Source organism: Synechococcus sp. MIT S9503 (assembly GCF_047304175.1).
Taxonomy (GTDB): Bacteria; Cyanobacteriota; Cyanobacteriia; order PCC-6307; family Cyanobiaceae; genus Synechococcus_C.
On record NZ_CP138955.1, the window covers coordinates 423,211 to 446,157 of the forward strand.

Here is a 22,947-nt window from a genome sequence, read left to right on the forward strand (position 1 = left end):
CTGATGGTTTTCAGCTCAATCAAGGCCCCTCAGCGATGGTTCGGAGAGTTTCCTGAACTGACGGATGCATGCTGATCGAATTCAGATTTTGAATCGTTCCGCGGCCCTTTGTTTGCAGGTTTCCTGTGCCGATTCGATGTTTCCCAAGAGGCTTGGCCACTGAATTGAATCGCCCTTGTTCACTTCCCTGAGAAAGCAATCACAGGTGAATCGTCCCATTCCAGCGGGAGGGATCTTCCCCGCCTGTGCCATTGCCGCATTGAAGCCCGCAAGACAAAGCTCCGTGATTTTGTTCTCTGCTTCAGTTGATCTGGCAGCTTGCTGAACCGGCATCAGCATGGCGATCGCCATGCTGATCAGGCAGACGCGGCGAAGCATGATTTCAGGAGGCCTGAGAGATCTGGAGCTCGCGGTTCATGACTTTCAGCCTGCGCAAAGCGTTGTAGACATCCTCCGGCATGCCTTTGGGCAGATCCACAAGACTGTGAGTGTCAAAGATCTGAATTCTTCCGATCATCCGACCCTGCAGGCCTGATTCGTTTGCGATTGCTCCCACGAGATTGCCCGGTTTGACGCGGTCGCGGTAACCAACCTCCACCCGGTAGCGCATCATGTTGTCCTCCGGTGGGCGTGAATCGCGATCACCACGGCGGCGATCACGACCTCGGGGGTCACGACGATCATCGCGACGGTCGGCTCGGGAGGGGGTTTTGAGCCAGCTTTCATCACCCTGCACCAGAAGTGGCTGATCACCAACTGCAAGTTGCATGGCGGCCACAGCCAGCTGCTCCATGCTGAGCTTGTTGTCCTGGCCCACTTTCTGAATCAGCTCCTGCAGCAGTGCCTTTTCCTCATTGGCCTCCGCTGAAGCTGCCTGGCTGAGGCGATCACGCAGGCGATTCAGCCTGCTTTCATTGATCTGGGCATTGCTCGGGATGTCCATCGGTTCGATGGCCTGTCCCACCGCCCGTTCAAGGTTGCCGACAAAGCGTCGCTCCCGGGGTGTGATGAACAGAATCGCCTCGCCAGTGCGACCGGCACGCCCTGTGCGGCCGATGCGATGCACATAGGCCTCGCTGTCGAACGGCATGTCGTAGTTGATCACTAGTCCGATCCGATCCACATCGAGACCGCGGGCTGCAACGTCGGTGGCCACAAGGATGTTCACCGTGCCCTTGCGCAGTCGGTCAACGGTGCGTTCACGCTGGTTCTGGGGCACATCTCCATTGAGCACGGCCACGTCATGCCCTGATGCCTCCAGAGATTCCGCCACGGTAAGCGTGATCGCCTTGGTGCGCGCGAAAATGATCACTCCTTCGCCGGTCACGGCCTCCAGAACCCTGTTCAGTGCTTCGAGTTTGTGGGCACTCTGCAGCGTGATTGATCTCTGGCGGATCCTTCTGGCTTCACGATCCTTGGTCTTGATGGTGATCTCCGCAGGCTCGCTGAGGTAGCGCTTGGAAAGTCGGCGGATCTCATTGGGCATCGTTGCCGAGAACAGCACCACCTGCCGCTCCTCCGGGAGCTGATCGAGGATCCATTCGACATCGTCGATGAAGCCCATCCGCAGCATCTCGTCGGCTTCATCCAGCACCAGGCTGCGCAGCCCTGATGTGTTCAGGGTTCCCTGACGCATGTGGTCCATGACGCGCCCGGGCGTTCCGACCACCACATCAACCCCACGCTTGAGAGCGTGAATCTGGGATCTGAAATCTGAGCCGCCGTAAATCGCCAGCACATTCAGATGGGGATGCCCCGCGGCATAGGCCTTGAAGGAGTCGGCCACCTGCATGGCCAGTTCTCTGGTTGGAGCGAGCACGAGCACCCTGGGCTGTGTGCTTCGTCCCTCCAGCCGTTCCAGCAGAGGCAGGGCAAAGGCAGCTGTCTTGCCCGTGCCGGTCTGCGCCTGGCCGACAAGATCGCGGCCCAGCATCAGCTCCGGGAAAGCCGCCTTCTGAATTGGAGACGGTTCCTTGTAGCCCTTCTCCTGAAGGGTTTTCAGCAGTGCTTCGCTGAATCCGAACCCGGCAAATCCCGAAGCACTCCCGTCTTCGGACTGGAGTTCTGGGCTGGATTCCCCGCTCGGTTCAATCACAGTTGTGAACAGATCCCTTTTCGAGACAGGGCTTGTCTCGGGAGGAAGCTCGGAAACAGTGAGATCCACTGCGCAGGCCTCAACGGCCTGCGGTTGCGTCTGGGTCATGTCGTTGAAGGCGCTCTGCCTGATTGATCCTTCAAATCAGGCCTGCAACGTCCCATCGGCATGTTGTGCCGCGCAGTATTGCTTGCCTTCTTTTCAAAGGTGAAGGGTCAACGTATCACCCTCCCGAAGTCATCCTCCAGTCGTTCAATGTCTGTTTCCAGCAAAATTGCACCCTTTTGCACTTCGATGATCAGCAGATCTCCAGGTCCTCCAAAGGCCCGATGCACTGCCATCACCGGGATGTCAAAACTGTTGCCAACCGATGCGTCCATCCAGGTGCCATCGCAGTAGACAGACCCTGTTCCGGCGGCAACCACCCAATGTTCGCTGCGGTGCTGGTGGCGCTGCAGGCTGAGACGGGCATTCTCTTTCACAAGCAGTCGCTTCACCTTGTAACCAGGACCTTCGGCCAGCTCCTCGTACCAGCCCCAGGGACGCTCAACTCTGGTCGTCACACCGGCCTCTGGCGATCGATCGCACCCAGCATGCCGCTGCTCTCCCTGGTTGCCATTCGTACCACCGTCAGTTGCTGTCGAGCTCGGGTGATGGCGGTGTAAAGGAGAGCCGTGTTGCTTACGTCATCAGCGGGTGGCCAGAGCAGCAGAACCTCGTTGGCCTCGCTCCCCTGAGCCTTGTGGATGGTGAGGGCCAGAGCCGGTTCGATGCTGCGGACCCTGGCTGGATGCAGCAGCCGATAGGCACTGCTGCCGCAATCATCACTGCATCGGAACAGCAATCTGCGCATTTCGCCACTGCCGATGCACAGGCCGAGGTCGCCGTTGGCAAGTCCCAGATCCGTCTGGTTGTCGCTGCAGAGCACCGGTAAACCCTCAGGCCAGTTGCCGGCATCGGTGCCCGACACAAGCTGCTGGTGCAGGCTCTCCACGCCCCACAAGCCGCGACGCCGAGGACAGAGCACGATCAAGGCCTCGAGCTGCTCAAGAAGAGTCTGAGCCTGGTTGGCATCAGGGCTTCCATCAGGTCTGACCATCAGATTGCTGGTCGCCGCTCGCAGTTGGTCCATCTGCTGATTCACAGCCTCCGTCACAACGGCTGGAACAGCGGAAGACCGAGATATCAACTCACGCACGTTGGCGTCAACGGCGAGATCAGCCAGGTCGCTCCAGAATGCATCCTCGCCCTTTCGGCACAACAGCGCACTCAGTCGTGCCAGTTCTCCCCGGTTGCGGTACACCTCACTCAGACGCACAGAAGCGGGGCCGAATCGCTGCTGTAGGTCTTGTTTCTGGAGGTGTTGCCAGACAGCACCAACTCCGATCGGCGGCAGCTGGTTGGCATCACCGACAAGCAGCAGTTGCGCCTTCGCCGGCAGAGCCTCGATCAGCGCCTGCGCCAGGGTCAGGTCAACCATGGAGGCTTCGTCCACAACCAGAAGATCGACCGCAAGTGGATTGCGGCGATGACGACCGAACCCCCCAGGCCTTGCCTGCAGAAGCCGATGCAGCGTGGTGCAGGGAAGGTCTGCTGTGCGTTGATCCCCGCGGATCGCGTCCTGCAGTCGTCGTGCGGCTTTCCCTGTGGGAGCTGCGAGATGAATGCGCAGATTGCCGCGCTCGGCCATGGCTCTGATCAACATGGCGCGCACGGTGCTTGTTTTGCCGGTGCCGGGCCCTCCGCTGAGCAACACAACCCTGTGATCGCTGACAGCATTCACTGCTGCCAGTTGCTCTGAATTGAGCTGCTGTTCTCCATTAAGTCGGTCGGCGTTGGCGCTGTGTCGCCCTCCACGAGCGGAGTCGACAGGCGGCAGTGTGCTGCGCCTGATCAGAGTTTGCTCAAGCTCTTCCATGCCCCGATGCCAACGTCGCCAATGCAGGCGGTCGCCGGCCATCACCATCAGAACCGGATCGTTGGTCAGCCAGCCGCTGGCCTCAATCGCCCTGCGGTGTGCCACCGGCCAACCTTCCGCGTTCAGATCACCGGGCTCGGCTGCATCGCTGCTCAGATCAATGCATATCTCACCCTGGCTGAGGGCCTGAGTCATGGCCGTCACCACATCCTTTAGAGCGGCGATCTCCTTGTCACTGAATTCCACCGGAGGCGGATGTCGTCGCAGCAGCATGGAGGTCATGCCTCTGCCCAGATTTGCTTGAGAACTTGTCCGAGCCTGTGGATCCATCAGGATTCACCTCTCAGGACAGCATCGAGATGCTGCAGTCGCTTCAGGGGAGGTCTTTCCAGGATCACACCGCTGCCCCCCTTGCTGGAGACACCACGCAGAAAAACGTAGGCGTACCCCCCGAGATGTCGCTCCGCCTGGTAGCCGTCCAGTCGCCATTGCAGAAAGCGATGCAGGGCCACCAGGTAGAGATGGGCCTGAAGTGGATAGTGATGCAGGTGCATCTGCTCCTCCATTGCGCTCTGTGAGTAGTGCCGGGGGCCACAGTGCAGCGGCCGCCCGTCCACGTTTCTTTCACCAATCCAGTTGCTTTTCCAGTCCGCAACCCACCAGCGGGCGGTGTCGGGATCGTCGCCATCCGTGAACACCAGATCAATGGATCCTGTGAGGAAACCTCTGCTCACGAACTCAAGCTTTTCCAGGGAGTCGGCATACCTCCCGCCGAAGCGTTGATCGGGCTCGGCGCGAAAGGCACACGCCAGTTGACGAGGTCTCACCGCTCGGCCCTCGTGAGCAACGGGTAGATCAAAACTCAATTCGTGCAGGCGTCGGCCACTGTGGAGAGACTGCAGCTGCAGTTTGCCGAGTGGCCCACCGAAAGGAGCCTGCATCAGTGTTGACAGGCCTTCAAGAACATCATCCACAAGATTGATGTCGAGTCCGGATCGAGTCAGTTCCCGATCCACCAGCAAACGGTTGCTGTCCTGTGCGATGTCTTGATCAAACGGGATCTGCTCCAGAATGCGGTGAAGGCAATCACCAGCGGCTGCCCCCCTCGGAAACATCCCCAGCGGGCTGTCATCGGGATCCAACGCTTCATCTGGATTGCTGCGTGAGCTGCTTGCCGTATCCGCGCTGGTGCGTGCATCCACATCCCGTCCTTCCTCGAGGTCGCGGGGATCCGGGCTGGTGGTCTTTACATCGTCATGGCCTGAGATCCAGGCGGAGTAGCTGCTGCGCCCCCAGCTGCGATCAAATCCATGGACCGGCACTGGACCGCAGCTCAGCTCACGCTGCTCCTTCTTTGGCCGCCATCGCCTGGAGAAAGGCAAGATTTCGACAGGGTGTCGGCTGATCAATGAAGCAGGTGACTCAGCGAGGTGTTCCAGCCATGGCGTAAGTGGATTGCCCTCCTGTCGAGCGGCCCTGGCTTCGAACAGCACGAGGTGGCGTTCAGCCCTTGTGATCGCAACGTAGGCGAGTCGTTCGGCTTCCGCCTGGCTCTCCTTGCCATCGTGATGGCTGGCGGCATAGCCCAGTCCCCAGTGTGGATTGAGCGCCACGCGCCAGCTGGCAGTGCCATCCCCCGGAGGTACGCGCCAGAGAGGACCTTTCGCAGGCGGGGGAGCTTCCCACAGATAGGGACAGATCACCACGGGATACTGCAGACCCTTGCTGCGGTGAACGGTCACCACAGCCACTGCACTCGCGGCAAGGTCGCTGAACGGCTGCCTCTGTTCCGGGATCGTGTCGGGTGGGTGAAGCCGTTGACGTCGCAGCCAGTCGGCACCACTGGAGGCGTCCAAACCCTGACGGTGCATGGTGTCCTGCACAAGTCGTGCACACTGCTGAAGATCTCCGAGCAATCGGCCGCGGCTTGATAGATCCGCCACGGTCTGCCCATCCATCAGGCGTGCCAGGCAACCCATCAGCCCCAGCCTCGGCAGGTCGTTGGCCAGTTCCTGCATCTGCGAGGCCAGCAGGTCCAGCTGACCGTTGACTTCGGAAGCCGCCAGTCTTTCGCTCCTCCACTGCAGAAGCGAGGACACCGCCAGTTGTCGTAATCCACCGGCATGGGCAGGACGTGCCAGTGCATCAAGGAATGTCTGCAGATCGGAAGCTCCACGACTGCTGAAGACATCTCCCTGACTCACAAGACGGCTTGGCAATCCAGCAGTCGCCAGTACTGCTCGAATGTCTTCAGCCTGTCGATGCCGGCTGACCAGGATGCAGAAGTCGGAGGGATCAAGATCCTGATCGTTTTCAAGGGTCTGCAGGATCAGGTTGGTCGCAATCCTGGGGATATTGTCTTCAACTACTGTGCGGCTGATTTTGGCTTCGTGGTCTTCGGGATTGATGTCGAGGATCTGAAGTGGTGCCTGCCCTCTCGGTAATGACACTGGCTCTGCGGAGGATCGCGGCGTCACCTCGGGCACGGTCAGTTCTGAGAGCTGCAGACCGGGAGCCATCAGCTGATTCATGCCTCGCATCAACGGAGGCGTCGTGCGGCGGTTGTCGAGTAGCTCGTCGATACGGTTCGCATCCTGTCGCGCCGCTTTGTAGGTGCTCAGGTCTCCGCCACGGAATCGATAGATCGCCTGTTTGGGGTCTCCAACCATCAGCAGCAGGTGGTTCGGGGTCGTAAAGGCGGTTTTCAGCAACCGCCACTGCAGCGGGTCGGTGTCCTGAAATTCATCGATCAGAGCCACCCGGTAGCGCGCGCGCAGAGGCGTGAGCCACGACTCCGCAGCGTCGCTCCGTGCAGGATCGAGAGCATCAAGCAGCCCGGAGAATCCCACAACGCCTCGTTGTCTGCGCCGCTCATTGATCTGAGTCAGTCCCCGGATCAGCAGATAACGCCAGGTCTGTTCTGCTGGACCGTCCCAGAGAGCGGCGATGGCGTTCTGCAATGCGGGTGAGGGGAGACTGGGTTGGGCTTCACCGCAGGAGCGCGCCGTTTTTTCGAAGCTGCCTGGATGGTAATAACCACCCAGCAGACCCTGATTGCGCACCTCGCCGTAGCCAATCCCAGTCCCGTTGGCGTTGCTGATCTGTTCTGTCCAGTGATCAAGCTCCCGGCATCGGTCTTTTGTGGGGCGGGAACTGAACGGTTTGGTGTTGGTGCATCCCAGGCCGCGCCATTCAGCGGCGCAGCTGCGAAGGGCCTGCTCAAGAGACGTTCCATGCTCGCGCCATTGCTCGACGAAGTCTTCCCATCGGCTCAGCAGCCAGCCTGGGAAAGCTTCGGCAAGAGACTGGTCTGCAGCGATCGATTCAGCATCTTCAGCGATGCGTACCGCACAGTCACCATCGAGTCTGTGGAGTGCTGAAGCCAGCGCGTCGGGGTTCAAACCTGCCTGAAGCAGTCCGCTCAGATGTCCGGGATCAAGCCTGAGCACCTCGTCACGCCAGAGGTCTTGTGCCACCTGGATGGCCAGGGTCTGGGGATCATCATCGAGGGTGAGATCCAGGGACTGACCGTTCTGCAGGGCCTGTCGGCGAAGACTGCGACGGCAGAAGCCATGAATCGTTGTGATGTCGGCCCTCTCCAGTGCTTCCAGTGCTTCCAGCAGTCGGCTTGCCAGCAGTCGGCGCAGATCGGAATTCTGTCCGTTCTGTTCAAGCCAGCTTTTCAGCACTGAATCGACGTCAGTGGATGCAGTGTCGTTGCGCTCTCTCTGCAGCAATCCCTGCAGCGCCGCATCGAGTCGGCGTCCGATCCTGTCTCGCAGTTCATCAGCCGCTGCCTCGGTGAAGGTCACCACCAGCAGCTGATCAAGGCTGAGCGCCTGTTCTGTGACCAGGCGCAAGACGAGATGGGCCAGGGCAAACGTCTTTCCAGTTCCGGCGCTTGCCTCCAGAAGACGAACGCCGCTCGTCAAGGGATAGTCATTGGCTTCGAAGCGGCTTCTCTTGCCAGGGGTTGCCAGGGTCATCGGCAGCGTGCCTCCAGCAATGGCTGGTACAAGGCCTGGAATGCTGCTTCAAAGCCGTCCCGATGCAGCAGCAATCCGGCATCGCAGTCGCTGCCGAAACAGATCTTCTGCTCTGGCTGATCCCGTTCTGCCCATCGGCTGAAACCTCCTTGCCAGCGACTGATGAAGGCTCGATCAGCCGCTTCCTCTCCCTTGGGCCATGCCAGCGCTCTGGCAAGGCCACTGTCCGGCGGAACTGGCCAGCATTCCTGAGCCCCAAGGACGGCAAGCTGTTGCAAGAGCCGGATCCGATCACCTGCCTCCTGTGGACTCAGCGATCTCCAGCGCATGGCGATCTGGAACTGATCGGCTTTGGCACTGCCGTCCTGACGGCAGATCACAGCCGTGCTGCAGGCAGAGTCATCCAGCTGGGCAAGAAGATGCTTCAGCCAGCCTCTCAGCAATGCACGTGATTTCAACCTGGATGTGCTGATCTCAACGGCGGTGTCTCCAGCCAGCAAGAGGTTTGAAGCGAAGCAGCCGGATCGCTGCAGCTGACGAACAGGACCAAGGCTCAGAAGCGTGGTCTGCAGGTTGTGCCAGCGCCGCTCGAGGCGCTCGTGATCCAGAACTGCCGCAGCTCCTGGGGGCATGCGCCCCTGCCCGCAGCTGCGGGCAGTCCAGTCTCCTTTCTGCTGACTCTCCCAGCATGCCGAGGGATCGTTTTCAAGCAGTTCGAGCTGTTCAGAAAGTTGTTGTCTGAGCAATTGATGACAGTCGAGTTCCGGCAGTGCCAGGGGTGAAAGATCGTTCACCGGATCGCACCATTCCCCCGCATCAATTCCCTGATGTCTCAACCATTCCTTCTGGGGTGCCTGGAGCCAGCGGTCCAGTGTCTCGATCGCTTCCGGGTCGAAGGCTTTCGCGTCGAACCCTGCGGTTGAATCGATGATCGGATGCTTCCAGGCAATCGGCAGGGCCAGGCCCAGAGTCTGATCGGGATGCCCGCCTCCACGCTGTGCGTCGAGATTGCGTCGTGCTTCCAGCAGACGTCGGTCACAGCTGAGTGCCTTTGCCTGCGGGGTTGTCAGGAAATTGTCGGCATCGAGGGGATTGGCAGGGGGATGGATCAGCAGCTGCTCCATCTCAGCGGAGTTGAGTTGTTCCGAGAGCAGGCCCAGCCACTGCTGGACGGGTGGACAGGGCGGCAGATCCTCGCCATGGCGCTCGTCACGGCTGCTCCAGCTGATCAAAAGATGCTGTCTCGCTGAAAGCAGTGCCTCCAGCAACACGTAGCGGTCCTGGTCGGTGCTGCTCGGGTCGCCGAGTTGACGTTGCAGTTCAAGCAGATGAAAGCCTGCTCTTTCCTGATGTCTCGGGAAGGAGGAGGCATCGAGACCCATCAGCACGATGACGCGGTGAGGAATGGCGCGCATCGGCTCAAGCGCACTGATTGTGAGTGCACCACTGCGGTGACCGAAGCGGCCGCTCTCAGCGGAAAGAGCTTCCTCCAGAATGCTGATCACCACGCCAACATCCAGCTCCAGAACACAGCCATCGGCCTGCAGTTGCCAGGTGTCAAGGCACTGATGAATCGCCTGCAGCTCCCAGTCCCAGTTGCCTCCGTCATTGAAAATCTCCTGGAGCAATCTGCGCAGTCGATCCACCCATTCGCGGCTTGGAGCTGGCAGACGCAACCGGGCAATCCATCCGGCCAGTTGATCCAGCAGTGGCCACCACACCTCCAGCTGCTGCAGGCTCAGATCCGTGAGGGCGGGAGCACAGCCATCGAGAGCCAGGCCAGGTTCCTCGGGCAGTGCCAGGCCAAGCAGCCATCGATCCAGACACCAGCGCAAGCTGTTGGTGTCGTCTCCATTGCGCTCCGTGGCATCAAGGCCCCATCGGAAGCCGCTGCGCTGCAGTGCTTGCGTGATCGCCATCGCATCCACTGGGGTCAGTTGTTTCAGGTTCTGTAGGGCCGGGTTGCCGAGCAGTGCCTCAAGGCCACTGGCGGTGAGTCGATCAGCACTCAATCGCAACAGGGTCATGAAAGCCTGTTGCAGGCCAGGGCAGTTTTGTTGACTGCGGTCGGTCAGTCGCCAGGGCAGGTCCACACCGGTGGCATCACTGTCTGAAAAAACAGATGTCAGCAGCGGTGCATAGCGCTCCACATCAGGGGTCATCACCAGGACGTCTCGTGGCTGCAGACTCGGATCGTCGGCCATCCAGCCAAGAATTCGATCGCGCACGAGCTGCACTTCCCTCCAGGGACCTGCACAGCCCATGAACAACAGAGAGTGATCCTCTGGGCTCAGTGAGAATTCGTTCGGGTCGGACTCGCAGTTTGTGAGCTGCCGCTGCATCTGCTCCAGCAGAGATCCCTGTGAAGACTCCCGTTGACCCATGCGGGTTGGATCGGCAAACAGGTCGCCCTGCTCCCAGCTTCCGAGAAGACATTCACCGCTTCCCTCCAGCAGCAACTGAAATTCCGCTCCCATCCGGCCGAGAATCCCCTCAAGTCGCGGAGCTTCGATCAACCACGACCCATCGGGAGAGTTGGTCCAGTTCTCACCCAGCTGCTTGCGTCGTCGCTGTGAGCGTTGCCAGAGGTCTGGACAGGGTGTGAGCAGAAACAGGTCCACACTGATTCGCCCGGCGAGGGCCTGCAACAGATTGATCTGCACCGGGGCCAGGTTGCTGATGCCGAACAGGCGCAGGCGTTTGGGCAGGGGCATTGCGGGCTCTCTGCCGTTGCGCAGCAGTTCAACCACCTGTTGCACCTGCAAGCCGAATGGACTGCAGGGCAGCTCTTCCGCCAGAACCCTGGCAAGGACAGGTTGCCAGCGTTGTCCTTCAGGCAGGTGATCACCCACATCACCTGCCATCCAGGAGGCCAGTTCCTCCGGCCTGTAAAGCGCGTAATCGTCGATTGCATCAGCCAGGCTGCGGGCCAGCTGCCACTGGTCACGATTCAGTTGTCCCTGTTGTCCGCCATTGCGTTTCCACCACTCCATGAGGCTTGAGGAGCAGTCCTGCTGAAGCAGATCCGGAAGAACTTTCAGAACGGTCCACACCAGACGTTCCGCTCTCCAGGGATCTTCAATCGCGGGAGCATCGCTGAGCACCCCCTGCACCAGCTGTCTCAGTCGACTGCCGGGGAATGGAAAGCGCACCAGAGCACTAATTCCGTTGACCCTGGCCAGCTGTTCACCGAGCCATCGGCTTGTTGGCCAGGTGTTCACCACCACCTCAACCTGTTCAAAAGGTCCCGGTGGATCGAGCCTGAGTTCCTGAGCCAGAAGCTCAGCGAGCAGTTCCGCCCGATTGCTGCGGTAGATCGTCAGCAAGGCACTGCTGCAGTGAGCTCGTCGCTGTATCTGCTCATGTTGCTGTTCCTTTGCTCTCCGATCACCTGCACCACAGCATGCGTTTCGGGGCAGAACGCTGTGAGCAGGCCGCCGTAGACAGCACCGGTGTCGATCATCATGATCTGGCCTCGTTGTTCGACGGCCGGGCGAGGTGTATGGCCTACTACAACGGTTCCGTAGCGACCGTCGTAATTGTTCCAGAAAGCCTCGCGCACCTGCAGATCAGGCTGGCCATGAGCGTCAAAGCCAGCATGGGTCGCCACCCATCCATCCCCTCTGTAGACGAAGGGAAGTCTGCTGAGGCGCTTCAAACACTCCCTGGTGAGTGTGTCGCCCAGCTGTCTGTAAGTCTCAATGGCAAGCAGATCCTTGTTTCCTGCAGTGGTCACCGCTTGGAGGCTTTCCACCAATCTCTGTTCGTGGTTTCCTCGCAGCCAGGTGGCACGGCCACTGTCCACCAGTCCCGAGACCAGATGGATGCATGCGGCGATGTCGGGACCGCGATTGATCACATCTCCGCAGAACACGAGGTGGTCCGGGGGCGGCAGTACGGAAATCAGGCGAAGCAATGGTTCGTGACATCCATGCACGTCACCGATGACCCAGTGATGGCCCCGTGGGGACGCCATTTCCAGCCTTTCAATCACTCGATTCTGGCTGTCTCAACCAGAGCTGTCAGCGGGTTTGATTACCGTGAGTCGTCGCAAAGCTCCAGATATGGATCCGCGTTTTCTGTCTCCTTTTCGCCGGGTGGCGTTGCTGGTGAGGGCACTCGACGGTGCCAAGAAAACGAATCAAGCGCTGGCACGCTGCAGCGATGGAGAGGAGATGCTGGATGTGCTGCTCGGTGCTTCACAGAAGCTCAGGCTTGGTCTGACGCGGGAAGAGCTTCGCAATACGCCACCCATTCGCGACTGGGTTTGGTGGAAGAATAAGGAAGCCCTTGTCACTATTGGGAAATAATGGTGGGACCAAGGTGGGACGCCGTTTATACTGGGGGTGCCACCGGAGTGCTAATTGGGATACGGCCCCATCACTGAGAAGGTCAAAGGTTTTAAGAGAGGTGTGGACTTGCTCCGCACTCAGAGATATGGAGACACCTGGTTCATCAGAGTCTTCATTGAGAGAGGGAAATACCGGATGAGGAACACAGAGACGACTTCCCTTGAAGATGCACAGGAGATGGCGTTCACCATCTGGCAATCCATTACTCGAGAGATCGAGCAGGAAGAAACCTTCAAGTTGTGCACTACTCGTCTCTTTCACTTCTTTATGGAGAGTCAGAACTGCTTGGTCGAGATGAAGCAGATCTCACCCAACACGGTGAGTACAAAGTTTTCCCAAATCAAGAGTGCAATCATCCCCTTCATCCAAGAGATGGGGTTGAAGGATCCAAAGAGAATCAATGCCAATAAGGACTTTCGAAGTTATCCAACTTGGAGGTTGGGTCAGGGTAAAGATCAGACGACAGTCAATAACGAAATCATCACTATCAAAGAAGCATTCAGATGGTTCAGGAGAGAGGAATACATTGACTATGACCCTCCCTACATCGAATCCTGCACCGTTGATCAAAGAAAGAGGGATGAATCCAACCCACCCATCGTTGTCGATGACTTCATTCGAATAAAGGAATGGTTAGACAAATATGTGAAGGATGCCCCTAAGGGAAGGCAGACTTATATGAGGCAGATGTTTAGATGTTATGTTCACATCTGTGTCGGTGCTGCTCTTCGTCCTCATGAATGGAGATCACTCACCTGGGGAATGGTGAAGGCAGGTAATGAGAACGAACTGAACATTCCACCCTGGACAAAGACAGGAAGAAGGTTGGTAATCTTCAAGTCAGACAAACTCACAGAATTGAAAGAAATTCAGTCAAAATTGAACATTCGTATGAATAAAGACACTCCACTTGGAGTGGATCCAAACACTGGGAGGGGGTTCTCAGATACCACTTATACAGTTCACTGGAAGAAGATGATGGAGGAGTTAGATATGCCTTATACCGAATACTCAATGAGATCAGCAGGAATCTGTTCTCGCTTAGAGGCAGGGGTTTCTATCTTCACTGTTGCTCGATGGGCAGGTAACTCAGTTCGTGTGATCGAACAGAGTTACACAGCAAGCATTACGCGGTCCCAGAGAATGAGGCGACAGGTTTTGATGGATGAAGGGAAGAAGTGGAAGTCTGCTGGCATTCTATTGGGTAACTCAGAGGACTATGTTATTCGTGAATTAGATTGATTATTGACATAGAAACTCCCCTTGTGGCTGCAATCACAAAAGGGTCTCTACCCTCACCCTGGTTTCTATGAAAGGAATACTGATGGATGAGGTGATCAAGGGCTGACCACAAGGGGGGATGACCCCCCCCCACCCCCTTAGACAGTTACCGCCACCAAGGAAAGTTGATTAATAACCCCATAAAGGCTCCTATGAACCCATAGATGGGTCCCCTGGAACCACAAGCTATAAATTCCACATCCCACCCCTCTCAGAGAAAACCGATCTTTCAGTTCCTTCAAGCCCAAAATTTTTGGCCCAGTGTTTCAAACACCTAGGCCTTTTCAGGTGGTAGATGGAATAGGGAGTTGTCTCTAACCTTATGAACAGCTATTGGCAGCACGCTAGGGATTGTGAATCAACAGGAATTGCTGCCAGAGTCAATAACGCTTTATCCCAGCAAAATCAAGTGGGTCTTGGTTCTACTGTTCGGCTTCTTTTTGATTGCTCTGGGGATTTCCCTAATAGGAGATCACGACTCTGAAACATTGCTTGGACTGTTCATATGTGTGCTGGGCGGTTTTATGATTCTGGTATCCATACTGACTCTCTGGCCTAATAGTAGTTGGTTGAAATTAGGTCCAGATGGCATACGAAATAAGGTGATGTTTCGAAAGTTTCATTATCGCTGGAGTGACATTAATCGTTTTGGAATCACGATTGTGCAACATGGAACAGGATTATCCAAAAGCAATACGGAGTTTGTGAGCTTCTGGATGAAACCTGATGACCAACTGCGTTCATTGAGTGGGTGTTATGGGAAACAGCCTGAGGAACTTAAGGAAATCCTAGAGTCTTATTGGAATCGGTATGGTTGAGCAATTGCCTATATGTTTGCTGGTGGTAGATGGAATAGGTAGTCGTCTCTAACCTGTGAATATGAAATACCTCATCCTCATCGGTGCCCTGGTCATCTCAGCATCACCTGCCGTTGCTGCTGACTTTGTTTATTTGAAGTGTGAGAGTAAACGTTTTATTACGTTAAAAGATCTTAAGCTAAATCAGATCATAAAGAGGGAAGAGAAAACTTTCATCCAGCACTTAAAGCTTGATTTGTTAAACAGTCGAATAATGGGCTCACTTGGTGGCGAATGGGAAGCGGTGCAAATTGTTAATGGACATGTTGTTGAGGAGACAGAAATAATAAAGAATGGAAAGACTTTTGTCACAAAGGCTTCTATGCAATATGATCCCCCCGGACGAATTATTGCAGATCACCTAATTCGCAGAGACGCCCTTTCCGAATTGGAATCAGGAAAGATAAGGGGTATTTGCACAGGAAGTGATGAATCATCCTTTGAGAAGGCTTTGAAAGAGTCTCAGAGCTAATGCAGAGCGTTGCTACCATTCAGGTATCTGGCATTTGTCTATGAAATACCTCACCTTCTTTAGTGCTCTGCTCCTCTCAGCATTACCTGCCCTTGCCAACAATAATATGGCTTCAGAAAGATTAAAAGGTTATAACTACGGCTACATTTATGGAATTGGCAATATTTTGTGTGGCCTGGTAATAGATAAACTCATTAAAAAGGAATACGCCAAGGATGTATTGCTTAGAACAGTTAAGGCGCTTTCAGTAAATCCACATCATAAGCCTTATATTTCTGATATACGCAATGCATATCAGAATATAACAGAAGATGCAGTCTGCATAGAGGTGTACCAATGAAACTTCCAATACTCCTTGTTTCTCTACTCCTTTCAGCGTCCCCTGTTGTTGCTCAATACAACGTTGAAAACAACTGTATAAGAAATAAGGAAAGTGAAATGAAAAAGTATGAGAGCCTGCTTCAAATGGCCATCCAGAAATCGCAGCAGCCTGAAATGATTGTTGATTTGGCAAGGCAAATGGAGGAGGTAAATCAGTTTTCTTCAGACTTGAGTCAAAGGCAAAAGAATGGTATTGCTTACAAATTAATGACAGATCAAATCACTCAAATGAAACGCCAGTTTGCGATGTATCAAACCCTGCGTGACTGTTCAGAACTTCAAGGGGGCAAAGGACAATGAAATACGTTCCGCTTCTCGGTGCTCTACTCCTCTCAGCCTCACCTGCTATTGCTGATGACCTCATCTATCTGAAATGTGATGTAAAAGCGACTGAAACTACTATCCAGTCAAGTACGAATGAGGTTTTGGAGAAGAGAGACTTGGCAACTGAAGGTTTTTACAAGATAGATGCTATCAACAGCCGACTCACTAGTGATAATTCAGGTGATTGGGAAGACGTAACTATTGCTAATGGTATTGCCATAGATCAGTTCAAAGAAGTTGAAAATGGAGTAACTAGTGTAGGTAAAGCATTTATAGAGTTCTCTCCTCCTGGAGTCTTCAGCATGGAATTCACTGCATCAGAAGATGATATTTCAGTGAAAATGGTGATGAAGGGCACTTGTCAAAACACTGATAGAGAAACTGCTGAAAAGGGCATGAATCAATGAAAATCTCAACCCTCCTTGCAACTCTTCTCCTCTCAGCTTCACCTGCCACTGCACATCAATCAGACAGCGTTTACGTTCTTTGTCGTGCAGTGATGGACGAACGACCTTACGATCCAGATCGTGATAATTATAATGACAAAGAGGTAAATGCCAATGGAAATAGTTTTTATCCACCTGTTCAGGATCAAATAGATCCCAATGCATTTGGCAAAGAGTATGTGTGGAAAGTTCTGAATTGTGGAGCTCAGCCAGGAATCTATGACGCAGAACCTAGACATAAGTGGGTGTACTAGGAATGACCTCACATCTTTCTATGAAATCTCTTTTAGCCCTTAGTGCTCTGCTTCTCTCAGCATCACCTGCCATCGCAGATGACTTTGTTTATTTGGAGTGTGAGAACAAGACTGTTGCCATAACAAAATACCTTAAACCACCTCGAATCACAGAGGAAGCAGTGACCTCTGATATTCAGCATTTAAAGGTTGATTTGGTAAATGGTCGATTCATGGCGGCAGAAAATCCTCAATGGGATGAAGCTGAGGTTGTTAATGGTGCTGTTGTTATTGATGATCAAATGACAGCGAATGGATTGACCGCATCTATAAAGGCTAATATGCAATTAGATCCTCCTGGACGAATAACAACCAATATTCTCGAACTTAATGATGATTATTCGAGTTCAATAAAGATTACTGGCATGTGCAAAGAAGTTGATGCTTCAGTTTTTGAGAAGGCTTTGAACCAATGAAGAAATTATCAGTTTTACTTGGCGCTCTAGTCCTCTCAGCATCACCTGCCGTTGCCAGTGAGTCGCTCGGATCATAAGAAAGCCCTCCGAGTGGAGGGCTTCAGAGTCAGTAGGAAGTGGGAATCACTCTTCGCCTTCTTCCTCACCACCAACAGGAATCAGACGAATGGCCTTTTTACCCAGTTTGGACTCGAATTCATCTCCTGGGGCTAGGTCGAGCATGGCTGTGTAAGCCTTGCCTACCAGAAGGTTGCCGTTGCCCTGGACTTTGGCTGTGTAGGAGAGCTTTCTACCACCTTTGCCAATGCCAGCTGAACCACCACCCAGTTCAATACCCTTGGCATTCAGCAACGCTTCATAGAAGGCAGTGAAGTTCACACGGTCAGAGCCGTCTTTCTTCTTGGAGACATACCCACGAAACTCCAACTCTTTGGCCTTGGTGTCTTCATCAGGTGAATAGTCATCATGTGAATCCAATCCTCTCGCAGCGTCCATTTTGCAAGATGAAAGGCTCGTATCCATTGTGGGTTCTCTACGACTCTTATTTCTAGGGGATTGTGATCTTCAAGTGATTCCGAAGAAGACTAAAGGCTATGACATGATTTCAGCTATTCAACGACATAACGCTCGCACTGTGTCAGACCAGCCCAAAGACGACTGTTAGTCAGAAGCTATTTTGATCTGCTGATGTCCTGAGCTTTTACTTCTTCGGGTTCGATTGTGACTTGTGCCATTGGTTCCTGTGGGGTAGTGGTGAGTTGAAGGCGTATCCCCTTCGTGTTTTCATTGTCTCCCTGGCAGTCCTGTCCTTGCTTCCCTCTCTGGGGTGCTTTGGGCTCACCCTTTTGGGGATATTGCCCAGGTCCCACACTCACCCCCAAGTGAGTGCTGCAAACAAATCAGTAATCCCCACAGAACCCCACACCTTCTCTCTGATAGCCCAGGGTTTCAGACCCCCAGACCCTTTCAGGTGGTAGATGGAATAGAGATTCGTCCTTAGCCTGTGAATATGAATTACCTTCCACTCCTAAGTGCTCTGCTGCTCTCAGCATCTCCTGTCTTTGCGCAAGCCCCAGGGCGTGAGCTGCCTGAAGAATATCAAAGCGATAACTGGGCAGTCGTCTCAGAACATCAGAACCCAGTTCAAAAGAAGCAGTATGAGATGGCATTAATAGACAAGTCAAGCATTAAAAACACAAGCGGTTCAAGATGGGATTTTGATATTGCTTTTCTTCAATGGGACACATATGCAAATCCTAATCACTATGCTTTTACTTGGTCTACAATCGCGAGCAATCACTGGGTTGACTGTAGTAAGGGAATGTATGTAGTGGAAGGGGATACATTAGGATCAGAAACCGATGAATACTACTATTCGCGTTCTGGTGCATGGCTTGAAAAGTCTGAGTTTGAGTCTGGACAATATCAATTCCCAGAAGGAAGTGATGGTTGGAATGAGAAAGGTCGCTTAACAGATAATGAATGGACACGAATATTCAATTTAATTTGTGGAGCAAACTTTAAGACAAGGTAATGAAGAGATTGTCAACCCTCCTTAGTGCTCTGCTGCTCTCAGCATCTCCTGCCTCTGCTGGAGACTTCCTTTATGTGTTCTGTGAGTTTAATGGAACAAACAAGATAACTTCTCTCCCTTCTGGGAAGGTGATTTCAGAAAGCCCTTTGGTTGTTGATACCTTATTACTCAAAGTTGATTTGATCAACAATAAGATGAGGAGTCACGCAGTTGCAAAATGGACTGATTTTCGTATTAAAGGGAATCAGATTATCTCCAACGATAAAGTGAACATGAAGGGTTTCAGCAGCCAGGTAGGTGGGGTGATGCCATTAAACCCACCAGGCCCATCCACATTTCATAATTGGTTCAAGACTAAGACAGAGTATCAGGTGATTAAAGGTGAAGGCGAGTGCCGTGAGATTGACTCCTCTGTGTTTGAAGAGGCCTCAAAACAATGAAACTCCCAATTCTCCTTGGTGCTCTACTCCTTTCAACATCACCTGCATTAGCTGATGACTTTGTTTATTTGAAGTGTCAGACAACCATCCATAGCATTGTGTGGAATTGGACTGAAACCAAGGAGTTGAATAAATGGATCTCACATGCTGATGTCTTATACAAGATAGACACTAAAAATGAAGAGCTATTTGTTTCTTCTAAATCCGAGATCGCAATCCAGTATGAGCTACAGCATCCTGGGTTTATTGGTTGGACAGAACAGGTTTCAGGCGAAAGAATCTCCGGTGAAAATCATATGTATCTGCAATACGATCCTCCAGGTGCTGTTGATGGGGGAATGAATCATTCAGATAATGAACGCCGTCTGAAATACTTTGGCAGAATAGCTGGTGATTGCGAAGCATCTGATGCTTCTGACTATGAGGCAAGTAAATGAAACTCCCAATCATCCTCGGTGCTCTACTCCTCTCAGCAACACCTGCCTTCGCTCAAAGTGCATTGGAGTGGAATCCAGTATCTTTGATAAAGACAGATCAAAGATTAGCGCAATCACATTCCAGTAAACTTGTATTCGTCCTTTTATACAATCCTAATGCTGATGATGAAGGTATTCACACACTTGAAAATGGTAATTCAATTCAAGTTCTTTTATTTCAGAAAGAGGAGGATGCCTTAGTTTATTCCAGTAGGCTTGGGGAGATGAATTTTCCTGTCCCAACTGTTACTGAATTATACGAGCATGATGTTTTACAATTTATCTCTGACAACAACTACACGGGCCTCATTGTTGGACCAGGAGCAGGGGATGATGCGCCAATAGGGGAGACGAGCAATCTACCCAAAGATCACAACTACTGATTTTGATATTTAAGAATTAGCTAAGAGCATGAAACTCCTACATTTCCTCGCAACCCTGAAGAGGCCGCAAGAGCCTAAGCAGATGCCTCTCCGTAGATCCCTGGGAGCACTAACGCTTGCGCTTTGTACCTTGGGCGCAACAGGTTGCGATAATTGGTTATTTGATCTCAAAACCCCTGGCGCCTTAGAAGAAAGCGGTGACAGGAAATACCAGGCAGGTGATTACGAAGGCGCTATAGATGATTATGAACAACTCATTGAGCGATATCCTGACATTCCAAGAGGTTACACAAGGCGAAGCGCAGCAAGAGGGAAATTAGGTTTACACGAAGAGGCATTAAAGGATGTCACCAAGGCAATTGAAATTGGAACTGATGATCCATGGACATACAACAATCATGCCGTACTATTGCTCCAATCAGGCGGTGAATCTCCAGAGCATTTTGAAGAGGCATTGAAATCAGTCAGCAGGGCAATAGAAATCAATTCTGAAATTCCAAAGTTTTATTTTAATCGCTCAATCATCAGGTACAACATGAAAGACCTTGATGGTGCAATGAATGACCTTACAAGAATCCTTGAACTTGACGAAAACGATTCCGATGCCCTGAGACAGCGAGGATCACTCTTTGCAGAGTTAGGAATTGTTCCTAGCGCCTGCGCTGACTGGAAGAAAGCATCTTCCCTTGGAGATACACAATCCACTTACTACCTTCAGGAGAATGCTGAAGTATGCAAATAGGTGTGAGAGAGGCAGTGAGCGTGAACCCACCCATCAATACAAGTAACCACACCTGATCGATCTCCCTCTCACATCACAAGAATAGACATGAAAAAGGCACCCCCTGAGGAGTGCCTGATGGTTGGTGGTTACTAACAGATCACTCCTCGTTCTCTTCTCCACCTACTGGAATCAGGCGAATAGCCTTTTTCCCAAGACGAATTTCAAATTCATCGCCAGGAGCCAGGTCGAGCATTGCGGTGTAAGCCTTGCCTACCAGAAGGTTGCCGTTGCCCTGGACCTTGGCTGTGTAGGAGAGCTTTCTACCACCTTTGCCAATGCCAGCTGAACCACCACCCAGTTCAATACCCTTGGCATTCAGCAACGCTTCATAGAAGGCAGTGAAGTTCACACGGTCAGAGCCGTCTTTCTTCTTGGAGACATACCCACGAAACTCCAACTCTTTGGCCTTGGTGTCTTCATCAGGTGAATAGTCATCCTGTGAATCCAATCCTCTCGCAGCGTCCATTTTGCAAGATGAAAGGCTCGTATCCATTGTGGGTTCTCTACGACTCTTATTTCTAGGGGATTGTGATCTTCAAGTGATTCCGAAGAAGACTAAAGGCTATGACATAATTTCAGCTATTCAACGACATAACGCTCGCACTGTGTCAGACCAGCCCAAAGACGACTGTTAGTCAGAAGCTATTTTGATCTGCTGATGTTCTGATGCATCTTTAATTGCTATGCCAGTGCCCTCTTCCTAAATTGACGGAAGCAGTTCACCTCTTATATGTCTCGCAGGACTATTGCCATTGCTGCGGCACTGTCTGTGCTTGCTTTTGGGTCTCCTTTGATTACCGCCCGTGCGAATCCTTTGGCAATTCAGTATTTCAATCAAGGAGTTGAGAAATATGAGGCAGGCAATTATCAAGGAGCAATTTCTGATTTTAGTAAGGCAATAGAGATTAATCCTGATGATGACTCTGCCTATAGCAATCGTGGTATTGCCAAGGCTACGTTAGAAGATTATCGAGGAGCAATTGCTGATTGGACTAAGGCGCTAGAGATCAATCCTGAAGATGCCGGTGTCTATTACAATCGTGGTAAGGCTAAGCGTGAACTAAAAGATTTTCAAGGATCAATCGCTGATTTCACGAAGGCACTAGAGATCAATCCTGAGTATGCCAAAGCCTTCCTTAATCGTGGTACAGCCAAGACTAAATTAGGAGATTATCAAGGATCAATTGCTGATTTCACGAAGGCACTGGAGATCAATCCTGAGTATGCCAACGCCTTTCATAACCGTGGTGCCGCCAAGGCTGAATTAGGAGATTATCAAGGAGCGATTGCTGATTACAACAAGGCAATAGAAATCAATTCTCAGCATTCTTCTGCCTACTTGAACCGTGGCATTGTTAGAGAATCGGTAAATGATCTTGAGGGTGCCTGTCGTGATTGGAGAAAAGCAGTAGATCTTGGCAATAAACGCCCTGCTGAATGGGTTAAAGAGCAGTGTTAGGGATTGGTTTTCTAATTACACAATAAGGTTCTCCACCTTTCTCACGAAGTGGAACCCACCTCAATACAGTAAGTATGTAAGGGAGAAGGAATTCGTGAAGAAGAACTACCAACCCAGGTTTCTTGATTAGGGATAGAAGAGGTCCATCTAGGTCTCTCCTCAGGCATCGGTCATTGCCTTGGTCGTGTGTTCTGCCTAACTTGATGGAAGTAATGCACGCAATCAATGTCTCGCAGGACTATTGCCATTGCTGCAGCACTGTCTGTGCTTGCTCTTGGGTCGACGTTGAATGTCGCTCGTGCGAACACTTCATTTCATCAATATGCTAATCAAGGAGTTGAAAGATACAACTCAGGCAATTATCGAGGAGCACTTGATGCTTTTACGAAGGCGATAGAAATTGAACCTCAGATTGCTGAACTCTACAACGACCGCGGAGATGCAAAGAGAAAATTACAAGATTTCCAAGGAGCAATTGCTGATTACACGAAAGCAATTGAGATCAATCCTCAGCTTGACGAGGCATACTTGCATCGTGGTGTTTCTAAGGCTCGTTTAAAAGATTTTCAAGGATCAATTTCTGATTTCACGATAGCTATCCAAATTAATCCTCGGTATGCCATGGCCTATTACAATCGCGGTCTTTCCAAGAGTAAATCAAAAGACCTTCAAGGAGCAATTGCTGATTACACGAAGACAATAGAGTTTAAACCTCAGTATGCCAATGCTTATCTGAATCGTGGAATTGATAGAGAAATAGTAAATGATCTTGATGGTGCCTGTCGTGATTGGAGAAAAGCAGTAGATCTTGGCAATAAACGCCCTGCTGAATGGGTTAAAGAGCAGTGTTAGGGATTGGTTTTCTAATTACACAATAAGGTTCTCCACCTTTCTCACGAAGTGGAACCCACCTCAATACAGTAAGTATGTAAGGGAGAAGGAATTCGTGAAGAAGAACTACCAACCCAGGTTTCTTGATTAGGGATAGAAGAGGTCCATCTAGGTCTCTCCTCAGGCATCGGTCATTGCCTTGGTCGTGTGTTCTGCCTA

24 protein-coding genes are annotated in these 22,947 nt (G+C 52.5%); 15 read left to right on the plus strand and 9 right to left on the minus strand.

Annotated elements, in window-relative coordinates:
* Window positions 1-81: 81 nt before the first annotated feature.
* The 7 genes from SIB56_RS02290 to SIB56_RS02320 all read right to left on the minus strand — a co-directional run bounded on the left by SIB56_RS02290 (window position 82) and on the right by SIB56_RS02320 (window position 11,975).
* Window positions 82-378 (minus strand): hypothetical protein, encoded by a 297-nt coding sequence (locus SIB56_RS02290; protein ID WP_413324997.1) that lies wholly within the window; start codon window positions 376-378, stop codon window positions 82-84.
* Between the two features lie 4 nt (window positions 379-382).
* Complete coding sequence (locus SIB56_RS02295) at window positions 383-2,203, minus strand: DEAD/DEAH box helicase (protein WP_413324998.1); 1,821 nt, start codon at window positions 2,201-2,203, stop codon at window positions 383-385.
* A gap of 107 nt (window positions 2,204-2,310) precedes the next feature.
* Complete coding sequence (locus SIB56_RS02300; protein ID WP_413324999.1) at window positions 2,311-2,658, minus strand: phosphomannose isomerase type II C-terminal cupin domain; 348 nt, start codon at window positions 2,656-2,658, stop codon at window positions 2,311-2,313.
* Entirely contained in the window at window positions 2,655-4,295 is a 1,641-nt protein-coding gene (locus SIB56_RS02305; RefSeq protein WP_413325000.1) for an AAA family ATPase, read from the minus strand. The genes SIB56_RS02300 and SIB56_RS02305 overlap by 4 nt, the downstream gene beginning before the upstream one ends.
* 47 nt (window positions 4,296-4,342) lie before the next feature.
* Window positions 4,343-7,999 (minus strand): UvrD-helicase domain-containing protein, encoded by a 3,657-nt coding sequence (locus SIB56_RS02310; RefSeq protein WP_413325001.1) that lies wholly within the window; start codon window positions 7,997-7,999, stop codon window positions 4,343-4,345.
* Window positions 7,996-11,325, minus strand: coding sequence for an exodeoxyribonuclease V subunit gamma (locus SIB56_RS02315; protein ID WP_413325002.1), 3,330 nt, complete (start codon window positions 11,323-11,325; stop codon window positions 7,996-7,998). Before SIB56_RS02315 ends, SIB56_RS02310 begins: the two co-directional genes overlap by 4 nt.
* A complete protein-coding gene (locus tag SIB56_RS02320; protein WP_413325003.1) occupies window positions 11,319-11,975 on the minus strand; it encodes a metallophosphoesterase in 657 nt (218 codons plus the stop codon). Before SIB56_RS02320 ends, SIB56_RS02315 begins: the two co-directional genes overlap by 7 nt.
* A 64-nt stretch (window positions 11,976-12,039) precedes the next feature.
* On the opposite strand from SIB56_RS02320, the gene SIB56_RS02325 reads away from it, so the two are divergent.
* The 8 genes from SIB56_RS02325 (at window position 12,040) to SIB56_RS02360 (ending at window position 16,821) form a co-directional block, all read left to right on the plus strand.
* Window positions 12,040-12,309: a hypothetical protein gene (locus SIB56_RS02325; protein WP_413325004.1), complete on the plus strand. Its 270-nt coding sequence runs from the start codon at window positions 12,040-12,042 to the stop codon at window positions 12,307-12,309.
* Between the two features lie 108 nt (window positions 12,310-12,417).
* On the plus strand, window positions 12,418-13,593 hold the full coding sequence (locus SIB56_RS02330) for a hypothetical protein (protein ID WP_413325005.1): 1,176 nt from the start codon (window positions 12,418-12,420) through the stop codon (window positions 13,591-13,593).
* Window positions 13,594-13,985: 392 nt separating this feature from the next.
* A complete protein-coding gene (locus SIB56_RS02335) occupies window positions 13,986-14,450 on the plus strand; it encodes a hypothetical protein (RefSeq protein WP_413325006.1) in 465 nt (154 codons plus the stop codon).
* Window positions 14,451-14,511: 61 nt separating this feature from the next.
* Window positions 14,512-14,961, plus strand: coding sequence for a hypothetical protein (locus SIB56_RS02340; RefSeq protein WP_413325007.1), 450 nt, complete (start codon window positions 14,512-14,514; stop codon window positions 14,959-14,961).
* Window positions 14,962-15,001: 40 nt separating this feature from the next.
* The gene (locus SIB56_RS02345) at window positions 15,002-15,301 is read left to right on the plus strand and encodes a hypothetical protein (protein ID WP_413325008.1); all 300 of its coding nucleotides are present in this window, start codon (window positions 15,002-15,004) and stop codon (window positions 15,299-15,301) included.
* Complete coding sequence (locus tag SIB56_RS02350) at window positions 15,298-15,642, plus strand: hypothetical protein (RefSeq protein WP_413325009.1); 345 nt, start codon at window positions 15,298-15,300, stop codon at window positions 15,640-15,642. Before SIB56_RS02345 ends, SIB56_RS02350 begins: the two co-directional genes overlap by 4 nt.
* On the plus strand, window positions 15,639-16,073 hold the full coding sequence (locus SIB56_RS02355) for a hypothetical protein (protein ID WP_413325011.1): 435 nt from the start codon (window positions 15,639-15,641) through the stop codon (window positions 16,071-16,073). The genes SIB56_RS02350 and SIB56_RS02355 overlap by 4 nt, the downstream gene beginning before the upstream one ends.
* A 295-nt stretch (window positions 16,074-16,368) precedes the next feature.
* Window positions 16,369-16,821 carry a hypothetical protein gene (locus tag SIB56_RS02360; protein ID WP_413325013.1) on the plus strand — a complete coding sequence of 151 codons (453 nt, stop codon included), beginning with the start codon at window positions 16,369-16,371 and terminating at the stop codon, window positions 16,819-16,821.
* Between the two features lie 123 nt (window positions 16,822-16,944).
* On the opposite strand, the gene SIB56_RS02365 is transcribed toward SIB56_RS02360, so the two are convergent.
* Window positions 16,945-17,316 (minus strand): AbrB family transcriptional regulator, encoded by a 372-nt coding sequence (locus SIB56_RS02365; RefSeq protein WP_413325015.1) that lies wholly within the window; start codon window positions 17,314-17,316, stop codon window positions 16,945-16,947.
* A 514-nt stretch (window positions 17,317-17,830) separates the two neighbouring features.
* Between SIB56_RS02365 and SIB56_RS02370 the strand changes: the two genes are divergently transcribed.
* The 5 genes from SIB56_RS02370 (at window position 17,831) to SIB56_RS02390 (ending at window position 20,396) form a co-directional block, all read left to right on the plus strand.
* Window positions 17,831-18,355 (plus strand): hypothetical protein, encoded by a 525-nt coding sequence (locus tag SIB56_RS02370; protein WP_413325017.1) that lies wholly within the window; start codon window positions 17,831-17,833, stop codon window positions 18,353-18,355.
* Window positions 18,356-18,363: 8 nt separating this feature from the next.
* Entirely contained in the window at window positions 18,364-18,795 is a 432-nt protein-coding gene (locus SIB56_RS02375; protein WP_413325019.1) for a hypothetical protein, read from the plus strand.
* Window positions 18,792-19,232: a hypothetical protein gene (locus SIB56_RS02380; protein ID WP_413325021.1), complete on the plus strand. Its 441-nt coding sequence runs from the start codon at window positions 18,792-18,794 to the stop codon at window positions 19,230-19,232. Before SIB56_RS02375 ends, SIB56_RS02380 begins: the two co-directional genes overlap by 4 nt.
* Window positions 19,229-19,654 carry a DUF3110 domain-containing protein gene (locus tag SIB56_RS02385; protein WP_413325023.1) on the plus strand — a complete coding sequence of 142 codons (426 nt, stop codon included), beginning with the start codon at window positions 19,229-19,231 and terminating at the stop codon, window positions 19,652-19,654. Before SIB56_RS02380 ends, SIB56_RS02385 begins: the two co-directional genes overlap by 4 nt.
* Before the next feature lie 130 nt (window positions 19,655-19,784).
* Window positions 19,785-20,396, plus strand: a complete 612-nt coding sequence (locus SIB56_RS02390; RefSeq protein ID WP_413325025.1) for a tetratricopeptide repeat protein — start codon at window positions 19,785-19,787, stop codon at window positions 20,394-20,396.
* 139 nt (window positions 20,397-20,535) lie between these two features.
* On the opposite strand, the gene SIB56_RS02395 is transcribed toward SIB56_RS02390, so the two are convergent.
* The gene (locus SIB56_RS02395) at window positions 20,536-20,904 is read right to left on the minus strand and encodes an AbrB family transcriptional regulator (RefSeq protein ID WP_413325027.1); all 369 of its coding nucleotides are present in this window, start codon (window positions 20,902-20,904) and stop codon (window positions 20,536-20,538) included.
* 264 nt (window positions 20,905-21,168) lie between these two features.
* On the opposite strand from SIB56_RS02395, the gene SIB56_RS02400 reads away from it, so the two are divergent.
* Entirely contained in the window at window positions 21,169-21,897 is a 729-nt protein-coding gene (locus SIB56_RS02400; protein WP_413325029.1) for a tetratricopeptide repeat protein, read from the plus strand.
* A gap of 225 nt (window positions 21,898-22,122) precedes the next feature.
* Entirely contained in the window at window positions 22,123-22,749 is a 627-nt protein-coding gene (locus SIB56_RS02405) for a tetratricopeptide repeat protein (RefSeq protein ID WP_413325031.1), read from the plus strand.
* Window positions 22,750-22,947: the final 198 nt, after the last annotated feature.